At 71.4% G+C, this 13119-nt stretch carries 14 protein-coding genes; 8 read left to right on the top strand and 6 right to left on the bottom strand.

All coding sequences use genetic code 11. The features are described 5' to 3' along the window. Positions 1–44 precede the first annotated feature (44 nt). The 4 genes from ACTVZO_RS18640 to ACTVZO_RS18625 all read left to right on the top strand — a co-directional run bounded on the left by ACTVZO_RS18640 (position 45) and on the right by ACTVZO_RS18625 (position 5556). Positions 45–1631, top strand: coding sequence for an MFS transporter (locus ACTVZO_RS18640; protein ID WP_443299463.1), 1587 nt, complete (start codon positions 45–47; stop codon positions 1629–1631). A gap of 135 nt (positions 1632–1766) precedes the next feature. Beyond that, complete coding sequence (locus ACTVZO_RS18635) at positions 1767–2528, top strand: DeoR/GlpR family DNA-binding transcription regulator (RefSeq protein WP_443299462.1); 762 nt, start codon at positions 1767–1769, stop codon at positions 2526–2528. Then, a complete protein-coding gene (pfkB, locus tag ACTVZO_RS18630; protein WP_443299461.1) occupies positions 2525–3475 on the top strand; it encodes a 1-phosphofructokinase in 951 nt (316 codons plus the stop codon). Before ACTVZO_RS18635 ends, pfkB begins: the two co-directional genes overlap by 4 nt. A 20-nt stretch (positions 3476–3495) precedes the next feature. Continuing rightward, entirely contained in the window at positions 3496–5556 is a 2061-nt protein-coding gene (locus tag ACTVZO_RS18625) for a PTS fructose transporter subunit IIABC (protein WP_443299460.1), read from the top strand. Between the two features lie 92 nt (positions 5557–5648). On the opposite strand, the gene ACTVZO_RS18620 is transcribed toward ACTVZO_RS18625, so the two are convergent. Next, positions 5649–6419, bottom strand: coding sequence for a DUF6227 family protein (locus ACTVZO_RS18620; protein WP_443299459.1), 771 nt, complete (start codon positions 6417–6419; stop codon positions 5649–5651). Positions 6420–6611: 192 nt separating this feature from the next. Here ACTVZO_RS18620 and ACTVZO_RS18615 point away from each other — a divergent pair, with 192 nt between their 5' ends. Both ACTVZO_RS18615 and ACTVZO_RS18610 read left to right on the top strand, forming a co-directional pair. After that, a complete protein-coding gene (locus tag ACTVZO_RS18615; protein ID WP_443299458.1) occupies positions 6612–7253 on the top strand; it encodes a vitamin K epoxide reductase family protein in 642 nt (213 codons plus the stop codon). Between the two features lie 81 nt (positions 7254–7334). Then, positions 7335–8552, top strand: a complete 1218-nt coding sequence (locus tag ACTVZO_RS18610) for an IS30 family transposase (protein ID WP_443298897.1) — start codon at positions 7335–7337, stop codon at positions 8550–8552. Between the two features lie 91 nt (positions 8553–8643). Here the strand turns inward: ACTVZO_RS18610 and ACTVZO_RS18605 are convergent, their stop codons facing one another. After that, positions 8644–9054 (bottom strand): rodlin, encoded by a 411-nt coding sequence (locus ACTVZO_RS18605; RefSeq protein WP_443299457.1) that lies wholly within the window; start codon positions 9052–9054, stop codon positions 8644–8646. A 270-nt stretch (positions 9055–9324) separates the two neighbouring features. On the opposite strand from ACTVZO_RS18605, the gene ACTVZO_RS18600 reads away from it, so the two are divergent. Both ACTVZO_RS18600 and ACTVZO_RS18595 read left to right on the top strand, forming a co-directional pair. Further along, complete coding sequence (locus tag ACTVZO_RS18600; protein WP_443299456.1) at positions 9325–9768, top strand: hypothetical protein; 444 nt, start codon at positions 9325–9327, stop codon at positions 9766–9768. A 142-nt stretch (positions 9769–9910) separates the two neighbouring features. Beyond that, positions 9911–10150: a chaplin gene (locus ACTVZO_RS18595; RefSeq protein ID WP_443299455.1), complete on the top strand. Its 240-nt coding sequence runs from the start codon at positions 9911–9913 to the stop codon at positions 10148–10150. A 69-nt stretch (positions 10151–10219) separates the two neighbouring features. On the opposite strand, the gene ACTVZO_RS18590 is transcribed toward ACTVZO_RS18595, so the two are convergent. The 4 genes from ACTVZO_RS18590 to ACTVZO_RS18575 all read right to left on the bottom strand — a co-directional run bounded on the left by ACTVZO_RS18590 (position 10220) and on the right by ACTVZO_RS18575 (position 12871). Then, positions 10220–10567, bottom strand: a complete 348-nt coding sequence (locus ACTVZO_RS18590) for a hypothetical protein (protein WP_443299454.1) — start codon at positions 10565–10567, stop codon at positions 10220–10222. A 177-nt stretch (positions 10568–10744) separates the two neighbouring features. Beyond that, positions 10745–11890 carry a chaplin gene (locus ACTVZO_RS18585; RefSeq protein ID WP_443299453.1) on the bottom strand — a complete coding sequence of 382 codons (1146 nt, stop codon included), beginning with the start codon at positions 11888–11890 and terminating at the stop codon, positions 10745–10747. 121 nt (positions 11891–12011) lie between these two features. After that, positions 12012–12245, bottom strand: a complete 234-nt coding sequence (locus ACTVZO_RS18580) for a chaplin (RefSeq protein WP_443299452.1) — start codon at positions 12243–12245, stop codon at positions 12012–12014. Between the two features lie 215 nt (positions 12246–12460). Continuing rightward, positions 12461–12871, bottom strand: coding sequence for a rodlin (locus ACTVZO_RS18575; RefSeq protein ID WP_443299451.1), 411 nt, complete (start codon positions 12869–12871; stop codon positions 12461–12463). Between the last annotated feature and the right edge of the window lie 248 nt (positions 12872–13119).

Genomic DNA, 13119 nt, shown 5'->3' with positions numbered 1-13119 from the left:
AAATAGGACACCAACTGACCTAGATCTTGTCTAAGTTTCTCTTCATGAGCACCGAGACGTCCAAGACATCGCCCGAAAGAGAGAACGGGCCCGTGCGAGAAGAGCGGAACGAAGCGCCCCACCACGTATCCGGCTCGCCCGCCGACCGCCGCCGCTGGCTGGCGCTCGCCATCGTGATGACCGCGACCTTCATGGACCTGGTCGACGTCACGATCGTCAACATCGCGATACCCAGCATGCGCCAGAACCTCGGCGCCTCCACCAGCGCGATCCAGTGGATCACCGCGGGCTACGCGCTCGCCTTCGCCGCGGGCCTGATCACCGGCGGCCGTCTCGGTGACATCTACGGCCGCAAGCGCGTCTTCCTCATCGGCATCAGCGGTTTCACGGTCGCCTCGCTGCTCTGCGGCATCGCCGAGAACCCCTCGATGCTCGTCGCCTCCCGCATCCTTCAGGGTGGCATGGCCGCCATGATGGTTCCGCAGGTGCTGGCGATCATCCACGTGAGCTTCCCGCCGCACGAGCGCGGCAAGGTCTTCGGCATGTTCGGCGCGGTCGTGGGCCTCGGCGCCGTCTCGGGCCCGATGCTCGGCGCACTGCTCACCGAGTGGAACCTGTTCGGTCTCGAATGGCGCCCGATCTTCCTGATCAACCTGCCGGTCGGCATCGCGGCGGTGATCCTCGGCCGCATGTTCATCAGCGAGTCCAAGGCCCCCAAGGCCCTGCGCCTCGACCTCGTGGGTGTCGTCCTCGCGACCCTCGCCCTGGTGATGCTGATCTTCCCGCTCACCCAGGGCCGCGAGCACGACTGGCCGCTGTGGGGCTTCCTCTGCATGATCGCGTCGCCGTTCGTCTTCGCCGCGTTCATCGCCTACGAGAAGTACAAGATCAAGAAGGACGGCTCCCCGCTCGTGGAGCTCTCCCTCTTCAAGGTCAAGAGCTTCTCCGGCGGCATCGCCGTCCAGCTCACCTTCGGCATCGCGACCGGCATCTTCTTCCTGGTCTGGACGCTGTACATGCAGATGGGCCTGGGCTGGAGCGCCCTGCGCGCCGGCTGCACCGGCATCCCCTTCTCGCTCGCCGTCTCCGGCGCAGCGGGCATCTCGGTCCAGAAGCTCGTGCCGCGCTTCGGCCGCAAGGTGCTCCAGGCCGGTGCGCTGATCATGGCCTCGGGCCTGCTCCTCTACATCTGGGAGTCCGAGCACTACGGCATGGGGATCACCTCCTGGCAGATGGCCGCCCCGCTGGTCCTGATGGGAATCGGCATGGGCCTGATCGTGGCCCCGCTCAACGACACGACGCTGTCCGAGGTGCCGCGCGAGCACGCGGGCTCCGCCTCCGGCCTGATCAACACCACCGGCCAGATGGGCAACGCGCTGGGCCTCGCACTGACCTCCGTCGTCTTCTTCGGGCTGATCGACGACGACATGGTCTTCGGCGCGCCGTACGTCGAGGCCTTCCGCGGCGCGCTGTGGTGGGTGGCGGGCGTACTGCTCGTGATCTTCGCGGTGATGTTCATGATGCCTCGCAAGTCGATCCCGATGGAGCAGCGCGAGGGCGGTTCCGAGCACCCGGCCACGCTCGCGGAGAACTCCCCGGGCGGTGCCCCGGAGAAGGTCCCGGCCGGCTGAGGCCGTTCGGCCCCACTTCACGGACATGCCCGCTTTCGACGGCGGGCATGTCCGTTTCTCTTTGTTCTGCCTCCGCTTCGGGCGTACCGTAGGGGTCAACCCACACAGTCGGGCATCGAACGGATGTAAACCCACATGTACGCACCGGAGCGTCAGCAGGAGATCCTCCGCCTCGCCCGCGAGGCGGGCCGGGTCGACGTGCTCTCCCTCGCCGACCGGTTCCAGGTCACGGCCGAGACCGTGCGCCGCGACCTGAAGGCCCTCGACCGGGCCGGTCTGGTCCGCCGCGTGCACGGCGGGGCCATACCGGCCGGCCGCCTCGACTTCGAACCGGACCTCACCGAGCGCGAGTCCACCGCCGCCGACGAGAAGGACCGCATCGCGGCCGCCGCCCTCGCCGAACTCCCCGACGGAGGCAGCGTCGTCCTCGACGCGGGCAGTACGGTCGCCCGCCTCGCGGCCGCGATCCCGGTCGACACCGCGCTCACCGTGGTCACCCACGCGCTGCCCGTCGCCGCGCGGCTCGCCGACCACACCGGCATCGACCTCCACCTGGTCGGCGGCCGCGTCCGCCACCGCACCCGCGCGGCCGTCGACGCCTGGGCCCTGCGCGCCTACGCCGAGATCCGCGCCGACGTGCTCTTCCTCGCGACCAACGGCTTCACCGCCCAGGGCGGCCTGACCACCCCCGACCTCGCCGAGGCCGCCGTCAAGCGCGCCGCGATGGCCGCCGCCCGCCGGGTCGTCCTGCTCGCCGACTCGGCGAAGGCGGGACAGGAGCACTTCGCGTGCTTCGGCTCCTTCGCGGACGTCGACCTGCTCATCACGGACAAGGGGCTCGACCCCGCCCACAAGGCGGCGATCGAGGCCGCCGGTACGGAAGTTGTGCTCGTATGATCCTCACCGTCACCCCCAACCCCTCCCTCGACCGGACGTACGAGGTCCCCTCGCTGGAGCGCGGCGAGGTGCTGCGCGCCACCGGCGACCGCGTCGACCCCGGGGGCAAGGGCGTCAACGTCTCCCGGGCGGTGGCCGCCGCGGGCGTCCGTACGACGGCGGTCCTGCCGCTGGGCGGAACCCCCGGCACCCTGCTCGCGGAACTCCTCGTGGCGCAGGGCGTCGACGTCACCGTCGTGTCGGTCGCCGGCGAGACCCGGGCGAACATCTCGCTCGCCGAACCGGACGGCACCCTCACCAAGATCAACGCGGCCGGTCCGGAGCTCACGCCCGCGGAGTCCGTCCTTCTCCTGGACACGGTCCGCACCTGCTCCGGCGCCGCCGCCTGGATCGCCTGCTGCGGCAGCCTCCCGAGGGGCCTGCGCCCCGAGTGGTACGCCGACCTCGTCACCCGCGCCCACGAGGCGGGGGCGCGCATCGCCGTGGACACCTCGGGCCCGGCCCTGCTGGCGGCGCTGCCCGCCCGCCCCGACGTGATCAAGCCCAACGCGGAGGAGCTCGCCGAAGCCGTCGGCCGCCCGCTGGCCACCCTCGGCGACGTGGTCAAGGCGGCCGAGGAGCTGCGCTCGCTGGGCGCGGGCGCGGTCCTGGCCTCCCTCGGCGCCGACGGCCAGCTGCTGGTCTCCGCGGAGGGCACCCTCCACGGCACCGCGCCGGCCCCGGCGGTCCGCAGCAACGTCGGCGCGGGCGACGCCTCCCTGGCCGGCTTCCTGATCGCGGGAGGCGCCGGCCGCGAGGCCCTCGCCTCGGCCCTGGCCCACGGCGCCGCCGCGGTCCAGCTCCCCGGCAGCGCCATGCCCACCCCTTCGGACCTGCGTCCCGACGCGGTCCGGATCACCCAGGACCTTCCCCTGGACCTCCCCCTGTCCGAACCCGCCACGGCCTGACGCGAGCAAAGGAGCCCGCGATGAGCGTGATGATCACCCCCGAACTGGTCGACCTCGACCTGTCCGCCGACTCGAAGGAAGCGGCGGCGCGGGCGCTGGCGGAACGCATGGCGGAGCGCGGCTGGGTCACGGACCTGGACGGCTTCCTGGCGGACGTCGCGGCGCGCGAGGCCCAGATGCCGACCGGCCTGGAGGGCGGCATAGGCATCCCGCACTGCCGCAGCGCCCACGTCACGGCCCCCACCCTCGCCTTCGGCCGGTCCCCGTCCGGCATCGACTTCGGCGCCCCCGACGGCCCGGCGGACCTGGTCTTCCTGATAGCCGCCCCCACCGGCGCGGACGACGCCCACCTCTCGATCCTGTCCACCCTGGCCCGCCGCCTGATGCAGCCCGCCTTCACGGCCGCCCTCCGAGCCATCGCGACCCCGTCGGAAGCCGCCGCCCTGATCGCGGGAGAACCGGCCGCACCGGCCGCACCGGCCGCACCAGCCGCACCGGCCGCACCGGCCGATTCAGCCCCGCCCGGGGGTCCGGAGGCGGAGCCCGCGGCTTCGGCCAGGGCCGGGGCGGGGGAGGGCCCCGCAGAACAGCCGTTCCGCGTCGTGGCCGTCACCTCCTGCCCCACCGGCATCGCCCACACCTACATGGCCGCCGAAGCCCTCCAGCAGGCCGCCACCGAGGCCGGAATCGACCTCCGCGTCGAAACCCAGGGCTCGGCCGGCTTCACCCGCCTGGCCGCCGAGGACATCGCATCCGCCGACGCCGTCGTCTTCGCCCACGACGTCCCGGTCCGGGACCGCGCCCGCTTCGCGGGGAAGCCCACCGTGGACACCGGCGTGAAGGCCGGCATCAACCGTCCCGCCGAACTCCTCGCCGAGGCCCGCGACAAGGCGGCCCGCGGCGAGGTAGCCGACCACGCCCCGACCCCGGTCGAACGGGCCGGGGAGGAGGCCGAGGGCTACGGCGCCAGGCTCCGCACCTGGCTCATGTCCGGCGTCAGCTACATGGTTCCGTTCGTCGCCGCCGGCGGACTCCTCATCGCCCTCGCCTTCGCCATCGGCGGGTACGAGATCAACACAGCCCCCTCCGTCGCCGAGCACTTCGTCTGGACCGAGTCCGCGAGCTGGGCCGCGCTCCTCTTCCAGACCGGTGGCCTCGCCTTCGGCTTCCTCGTCCCGGTCCTCGCCGGATACATCGCCTACGGCATGGCCGACCGCCCCGGCCTCGTACCCGGCTTCGTCGGCGGCGCGGTCGCCCTCACCATCAACGCCGGTTTCCTCGGCGGCCTGATCGCCGGCCTCCTCGCCGGCGGCACCGTCCTGGCCGTCCAGCGGCTGAGGATCCCGACGGCGCTGCGCGGGATCATGCCCGTCGTCGTCCTGCCGCTGATCGGCTCGGCCGTCACCGCGTTCCTGATGTTCCTGGTCGTCGGCAAGCCCGTCGCCTCGCTCCAGCAGGCCCTCACCGACTGGCTGTCCGGCCTCTCCGGCGCCAACGCGGTCATCCTCGGCGTGATCCTCGGCCTGATGATGTGCTTCGACCTCGGCGGCCCGCTCAACAAGGTCGCGTACGCCTTCGCCATCGGCGGCCTCGCCACCCCCAACGAGGGCAGCCTGAAGGTCATGGCCGCCGTGATGGCCGCCGGAATGGTCCCGCCGCTCGCGATGGCGCTGGCCACCACGGTGCGGGGCCGGCTCTTCTCCAAGACCGAACGGGAGAACGGCAAGGCCGCCTGGTTCCTCGGCGCCTCCTTCATCAGCGAGGGCGCGATCCCCTTCGCCGCGGCCGACCCGCTGCGCGTCATCCCCGCCTCGATGGCCGGCGGCGCGGTGACCGGCGCGCTGTCGATGGCCTTCGAGTGCACCCTGCGGGCCCCGCACGGCGGCATCTTCGTGATCCCGCTGATCGGCAACCCGCTGCTCTACCTGGTCGCCATCGCCGCCGGTACGGCGACCACCGCAGGCCTGGTCGTCCTCCTCAAGGGCCTGCGCAAGCAGCCCGAGCCCCCGGTCCCGGCGACCGAGCACCCGGCCCCGTCCGCCGAGCCCGCGGACCGGACCGGCATCACGGCCGCGGCCTGACAACGGCGGACGCGGGCGCGGGGGCGGGGCGGCACGCCCCGCCCCCGGCCGTACTCCCGGCTCCGGCAGTCCCGGTCAGGCCCGGCGCGGCATCACCGCACGCGGCCCCGCAGCTCCATCGCCTCCCGCGCGGCCGCCTCGCTCTCGTACACCTCGCACATGTGCCGTCCGTCCGGCGTCGCCGTGTGCTCGACCTCCCACAGGCTGACCTCTTCGCCGTCCAGCAGGACGAAGGCGTGCTCGTACAGGCTGAAGCCGGCCTCCCGCCCGCCCGAGGGGCAGGGCCGACCGCCGAAGGACTGCGTGATCTGGTGCGCGTACGCCGACCGCAGCCGGGCCGCCACCTCCTCGCCGGGCCGGTCCGCGTTCTCCGCGCGGCGCAGCACCCGCCGGGCGTGGTCGGCGGACTCCTCCACCGCGTACTCCCGGTGCGGCCGCGCCCCGGCGGCGGCCGCGAACAGCGCGCTCAGCGCCCCCGCGTCGTCACCGGCCTCCTCGTCACCCGGCAGGAGCACCGGGTCCAGGGCCGCCTCGGACGGGGGCTCACCGAACAGCCGGGCCACGGCCAGGCAGGTCTCCGCCTTGCTCGCGAAGAGCTCGTGCCGGACCGCCCGGTCACCCGCCTGCCGGTACACCAGTTCCCACAGCGAGACGGAACCGCCGTCGGCGAGCAGGTAGGTGTGCTGGTGGGTCTCCCGCCAGACTCCGGTCGCGGGACTGTGGTGGGTGGTGTAGAGCGAAGAGCTGTGGGCGAGCGCCGTGCCGAGGCGCTCGACGAGCCTGTCGGGCAGGTCGAAGGAGTTCAGGGCGCGGCCGAGGAGCCGGCCGAGGTGTGCCTCGGTTGTCTCGTACGGATCGCTCACGGTGGGTCTCCAGGCCGTCGCAGCTTGTCACTTCGCGGAAGCTCAACGTAACCCCTCGCTCTGACATCACGTCCGGGGTTCGGTAAAACGTCCGGGAAGCAACGGGGGTTCCCGCCACACCTTCAGGTCAACTTGCGTATGGATGAGCACGGTTAGGCCCACTCTGTGGTGGAGCGCGGGACTATGGGCCGCATGGCAACGAACACAGTGGCCCTCCCCCGCCAGCAGGGGCGGCCCCGCACCCGACCCGAGAGCGAACAGGACGCCGCGCCGCGAGGACTGGCCTGGCTGCTGGTCATCACCGGCGCGGCCGGGCTGCTCGCCTCCTGGGTCATCACCCTGGACAAGTTCCTCCTGCTGGAGGATCCGGACTTCAAGCCCGCCTGCAGCCTCAACCCCGTGGTCTCCTGCGGCAGCGTGATGAAGAGCGAGCAGGCGGCGGTCTTCGGATTCCCCAATCCCATGCTGGGGCTGGCCGCCTACGCCGTCGTGGTCTGCGTCGGCGCGGGCCTGCTGGCCGGCGCGCGCTACCGAGGCTGGTTCTGGCTGGGTCTGAACGCCGGGACCCTCTTCGGCGTCGGTTTCTGCTCCTGGCTGATGGTCCAGTCGCTGTACGAGATCAACGCGCTGTGCCTGTGGTGCTGCCTGGCCTGGGTGGCCACGCTGCTGATGTTCTGGGCCGTCACCGCGCACAACGCCCGTACGGGCACCCTGCCTTCGCCCGGACCGGGCCGGGACTTCTTCGCCGAGTTCGGCTGGGCCCCGCCCGTCCTGCACATCGGGGTGATCGCCATGCTCGTCCTCACCCGGTGGTGGGACTTCTGGACCGGCTGAGGGCACGGCCCGCACGAAAGGGCCCCGGCAGCTGGACTTGGGTTCTAGAAGTCGTCGCAACACCCCAGCTCAAGGGGTGCGATGGAGTTCGAGATCCGCGAGGTGCGGACGGTGGCCCAAGGCCGTCGGAAGCTGGTCCGTGAGCGGGAGGAATACTTCCGGCTCATGGACCAGGGCCTGAGCAGTTCCGAAGCCTGCAGACGAGTCGGGATCAACCTGCGCACGGGCAAGCGGTGGCGTAACGGCCGCAACCCGTCGGGCCGGCACAAGGCGGCACCACCGGTTCGTCCGGTGGTGCCGCCTTCCGCGTCGTCGCGGTATCTGTGTGAGGCCGACCGGATCCACATCGCAGACCGGCTGCGGGAGAAGGCCACGATCCGGGCGATCGCGGCCGAGCTGGGCCGCAGCCCGTCCACGGTCAGCCGGGAGCTTCGCCGCAACCGGCACCCGGGGAACGGGCAGTACCGGCCCTTCGCGGCGCAGGCCCGGGCCGATGACCGCCGGCCACGGCCCAAGCCGCGCAAGATCAGCCAGAACCCCGAGCTGAGAGCCGCGGTCCAGGCCGGCCTGGACGAGCTGTGGAGCCCGGAGCAGATCTGCCAGGCTCTGCGGGCACAGTTCCCCGACCGGCCGGAGATGCACGTGGTCCACGAAACCGTCTACCAGGCCCTCTACGTCCAAGGACGCGGGGAACTGCGCAGGGAGCTCGCCGGAGCACTGCGGACCGGACGGGCCCGCCGCAAGCCCCACCGCCAGGCCCAGCAGCGACGGCCCCGCTTCGCCGAGCCCATGGTCATGATCAGCGAGCGTCCCGCCGAGGCGGAAGACCGTGCGGTCCCCGGCCACTGGGAAGGCGACTTGATCATCGGCAAGGACAACGGGTCCGCGATCGGAACCCTGGTCGAGCGGGCCACCCGATACGTGATGCTCGTGCACCTGCCGGACGGCCGGAGCGCCGAGCAGGTCCGCGACGCACTGCAGGAGACCGTCCAGCTCCTGCCTGCCCACCTGAAACGGTCCCTGACCTGGGACCAGGGTTCGGAGATGGGCCGCCATCACGAGTTCACCGTCGCCACCGACGTTCCGGTCTACTTCTGCGATCCGGCCAGTCCCTGGCAGCGCGGCTCGAACGAGAACACCAACGGCCTGCTGCGGCAGTACTTCCCCAAGGGCACCGACCTGTCCGTCCACGACCGGGAACACCTCGACGCCGTCGCCGCCCAGCTCAACGGCCGCCCACGCAAAACGCTCGACTGGGAAACCCCAGCCGAGCGCCTGCATAAACTGCTCGCGGCCTGATCAACATGACCACGTGTTGCGACGACCCCTAGAAAGCACCGGACGCTGCCGGGGCCCTCGACGTTCGCTCAACGGGCACGGGGCCCGGAGATCAGCTGCCGGCGGAGGCGTTGCCCGAGAGGAGCGAGATGTTGTCCAGGATGTGCGAGAGCGTCTCGTCGCCCTTGGCCTGGGTGGAGTTCTCGGTGCACTGCTGGTTCATCGGGTTGGACGCGACGTTGATGTCCTGGACACCGACGTTGAGCAGCGCGACCAGCGACTGGGCGTTGACCTTGACCGGCAGGCCGACACAGGGCTTGTTCAGGGTGCCCTGGACCAGGCCGAGCTGCGGGCTCTGGTCGCCGTGGGTCTTCTGGTTGCCGTAGATCTGCTGGGCGCCGTTGCCGTTCACGGTGTTGATGCCGTTGTCGTTGCCGATGGCCATGGCCGGGGCCGCGGCGGCAGCGCCCGCGCCGACGGCAACGGCGGAGACAGCGGCGGCGGTCATGATCTTCTTGAACATCTTGATCCTTCTGTCGCACGAGTGCCCGCTAATGGAGCGCCCTGGTCAACTGGCCTGCCAGGGGGTTGGTTCCGCGGCTTCACTCAAACGGCCCGTGTGGGGGGAGGTTTTCCCCGGCCCGGGTGAGAGGCCTCCGGACGCCTGCGCGAAGCCCGTACGAAGCGCGCAGTCGGACCGCCTCCGGTTGCGCTCCGTGAGAGGTGTTCGCACGGTGGGTGAGGGAGCGGATCGCATCGGTCCGTATCCGCGCGACCACGAGAAGGAACATCCATGCACCCCACGAAGCCGTCCCGCGTCCGCCGCGCCCGCCTCCTTGTCCCGTCGGCCCTCGCCGTCGTCATACTGTCCGGCGCGGCAGCCCCCGCGGGCGCCGTGGAAGGCGACCGAGCGGCCGTCCGTCAGCAGCTCGAGACCCAGCAGCGCGCGGCGGCCGGTCCCATCGACGACCTCATCAACGGCCTCCTCGAATCCATCAAGGCGCTCCTGCCGGCGGGGGTCACCCTGCCCGACATCAAGATCCCGGAGATCAAGCTCCCCGAGATCAAGCTGCCGGAGATCCCGGGGGTCCAACTCCCGGAGATCCCCGGCGTGGAGCTCCCCGCGCTGCCGCCGCTCACCCCGCCGACGCTGCCGGACCCGGCGGCTCCGGTGGAGATCGTGCCGGAGCTCCCCGACCTCGAACTCCCGGAGATCGAGATCCCGGGCCTTCCGTAACGTCCGCGGCCGTTCGCGGTTACGACTATTGAGCTGAACAGGTCTGATCGCGGACGGAACCGTGTCGCAAGGGAAGATGGGCCGTTTCGCTCGATGTGAGCCCCGGATCGGGGCAGAACATCGAACAGAAGGTGCACTTCCCATGAACTCTGCCAAGAAGGCCGCCCTGGTCCTGGCCACCGCTGGTCTCGCTGCGGCCGGTGCCGCCGGCTCCGCCGTCGCCGACTCGTCGGCCGAGGGCGCGGCCGTGGGTTCCCCCGGTGTGCTCTCGGGCAACCTGGTCCAGGTCCCGGTCCACGTGCCGGTCAACGTCTGCGGTAACACCGTGAACGTGATCGCGCTCCTGAACCCCTCGTTCGGCAACGTCTGCGTCAACGACTGACGCCGGCCGTACAACGACTGTGGGCGCCCCCGGCCTCGCCGGTGGCGCCCACAGTCACGTCCGGACCGCTCAGCGGGCGGCGCCGCCGTTGAGCTGGACGCCGCCGAGGAGCGGGGACGCCTGGGTGGCGCCGTTCGCGAGGCCGAGCAGCTCGCCGGGCACGTTGTTGCGGACCTGGTTGACCCGCTGGACGGTGCCCAGGACGTTGTCGACGTGTTCGCCCTGCTCGGCCAGTCCGGCACCGACGATCTGGGGGAGCTGCTCGGAGACCGGGTTCACGGCCTCCGTCACCGTGGTGGCCCCGCTGGTGAGGCTCATGGGTACGGGGGAAGCGGCATCGGCGGCGAAGGCGGGGGCGGAGGCGCCGAGGGCGGCTACGGAGCCGACGACGACAGCGGCGACCTTCGTGAGCTTCATTATCGAAATCCTCATTCTTTCGTGGGCCGAGGCTCAGCGGCGACCGTCGCGCCGCTTTCGCCCTGGGTAACGATTCCCTGCCGATCGGGAAACGCGACGCACGGGTACATGACAGCGGCCGGAGAATCCGACAAGGGATTCTCCGGCCGATATTTCTTCCGATTACCGGTATTGCCGTCAGGAGACGCGCGACCGCCGGTAGAGAATGGCGCCGCCGAGGATCAGCGCGGAGGCGAGGGCCGCCGCGGCCGCGGGCTGGCCCGCGCCGGTCTCGGCCAGCACGGGCGCCGTCACCTGGGCGGGCGCGGGCGCGGGAGCGGGAGCCGGCCCGGGAGCCGGGGCGGGCAGCGGCGCGGGCTCCGCCGCCGGGGGCAGGTGGACGGGAGTGTCACCGGCGGGGGCGGCCGGGGGCTGGTCGCCCGGCCGGACGATCTCCGGTGCGGGCTGCTCCACGGGCTGGCTCCCGTGCGGCGGCCGGGGCGCGGGCTCCTCCTCCGGGCCGGGCGCGGGCGCCGGGGCCGGAAGGGTTACGGGCGCCTCCTCGACCGGGGCGGGAAGCGGAGCCGGTGCCTCGTCGACCGGGGCCGGGAGCGGCGCGGGCGTCTCGTCCGGGACGGGCTCCGGCCCGGGGGCGGGAGCCGGGGCGGGCAGCGGCTCCGGCGCTTCGTCGACCGGGGCGGGGGGCTGCGCCTCGGGGCTCGGCGCCGGGTGCTCCTCGACCGGCTCGGGCATGGGGTGCGGATGCTCGGGTGCCGGGGGTGCGTGGTTCACCGGCGGGGGCGGCGGCGACCCGGGGTGGTCGTCGCACTCCTCCTCGCCCTCCTCCCGGCCGGAACCGCCGTAACCGCCCTCGTGGCGGGGCTCCTCCTGGCGCGGCTTGGCGTGCCGCGGCCCCTCGTGGCGGGGCTGTTCGTGGCGGGCCTGCTCGTGGCGCGGCGATTCGTGGCGCTGCTCGGGGACCGCGTGCCGGGGTCCCGGCCGCTCCTCGAGGTAGCGCTCGAAGGCCTCGGCGTTCTCGGGGCTGAGGTAGCGCCCGTAGTCGTAGCCGTCGTGGGTGTGCGAGCCGGTGGAGGTGGCGCAGGTGTTGCCCATCGAGGGGTTGAGGGCCGCGCCCCCGTCCACGCTGTTGCCGCACACGTTCGGCGCGAAGGTGACCGGTACCGAGACGCTGTTGCCGGCCAGCACACCCGGAGAGTGCGAGGCCTCGGCCGTCGCTCCCGGGTGCGCGTAGGCCGCACCGGTCGCGATCGACAGCAGACTCGAGGCTGCCGCCGCCGTGAGCATCCCCTTGCCCAGTACCTGTCGGCTCAGTACCTGTCGCATGGGTCCTTCCCTGTCTACCGGCGCTGGTGCCGGTGCTGAATCGAAGGTGGCCTCGGAGTGCACCGCCGTGCACTCCGAGGCCACCCCGAGGAGGTCTGCCCGTGTGGGCCGGGCCGCTGCGTCAGTGGTTGACGCAGGCGTTGCCGAACGCGGGGTTCAGCAGGCCGATCACGCTGACGCTGTTGCCGCAGACGTTGACCGGGATGTTGACGGGCACCTGGACGGTGTTGCCGGACAGGACACCGGGGGAGCCCGCGGTCTTGCCCGAGGCGTCGGCATCGGCCAGGGCGGGGGAGGCGGCACCGGCGGCCATCAGAACCCCGGCGGCCAGCACCACTGCCTTCTTGTGCTTCATTTTCTTTTTGATCCTTCCCGCAGAGGTCTATCCGCTGCAGAAATATCAACGAGTGGTCGAGGCAAAAGAAACCGTGGGTTTTCGGTACTGCTCCGCGAATTCGCCCGGATGGTGCGGAGAATTCGGGAAGGCGGTGAATGCGCACCCCCATTCGCGCATTCACGTGGCGAGGCCGCCGCGACCCGAAGGTGCGGCGGCCTCGCTGGGGTCCTCGGTCAGCTGCCGACGGAGCCGTTGCCGGTGAGGAGCGAGATGTCGTCCAGGATGTGCGAGAGCGGCTCGTCGCCCTTGGCCTGGGTGGAGTTCTCGGTGCACTGCTGGTTCATCGGGTTGGACAGGACCGGGATGTCCTGGACGCCGACGTTGACCAGGGCCAGCACGGACTGGACGTTGGCCTTGGCCGGCAGGGCGATGCAGGGCTTGTTGAAGGAGCCCTGGATCAGCGCCATCTGCGGGCTCATGTTGCCGTAGGTGGCCTGGTTGCCGTAGATCTGCGAAGCGCCGTTGCCGTTCACGGTGTTGATGCCGTTGTCGTTCCCGATGGCCATCGCCTGCGGCGCCATGGCGGCACCCATGCCCACGACCGAGGCCGCAACCGCCGCCGTGGCCATCATCTTCTTGATCATTGTCGTCCCTTTTTTGCAGGATTGCCCGGTACTGGAGCACCCGGAACAACGGCCCGGCCCGCGCCGGGGTTGCGTGACTTCACCCGGATGCCGCCGTTTCGGACGCCGCGGTTGACGCTCAGGCGTTCCCGCCTTTTCGGTTCGAACAATGGTGCAAGCCATAACGACCCGCCCACTTCAAGGGTGCGTGGCATCGCCCAAAAGGCCGTACGAGCGAGTCCGACGTGATTTCCAGCCCGATTTCTGAC

It is taken from the genome of Streptomyces sp. IBSNAI002, from assembly GCF_052244475.1.
Lineage (GTDB): Bacteria > Actinomycetota > Actinomycetes > Streptomycetales > Streptomycetaceae > Streptomyces.
Note: the sequence above shows the minus strand (reverse complement) of the source record. Positions and strands in the feature narration are given on the sequence as shown.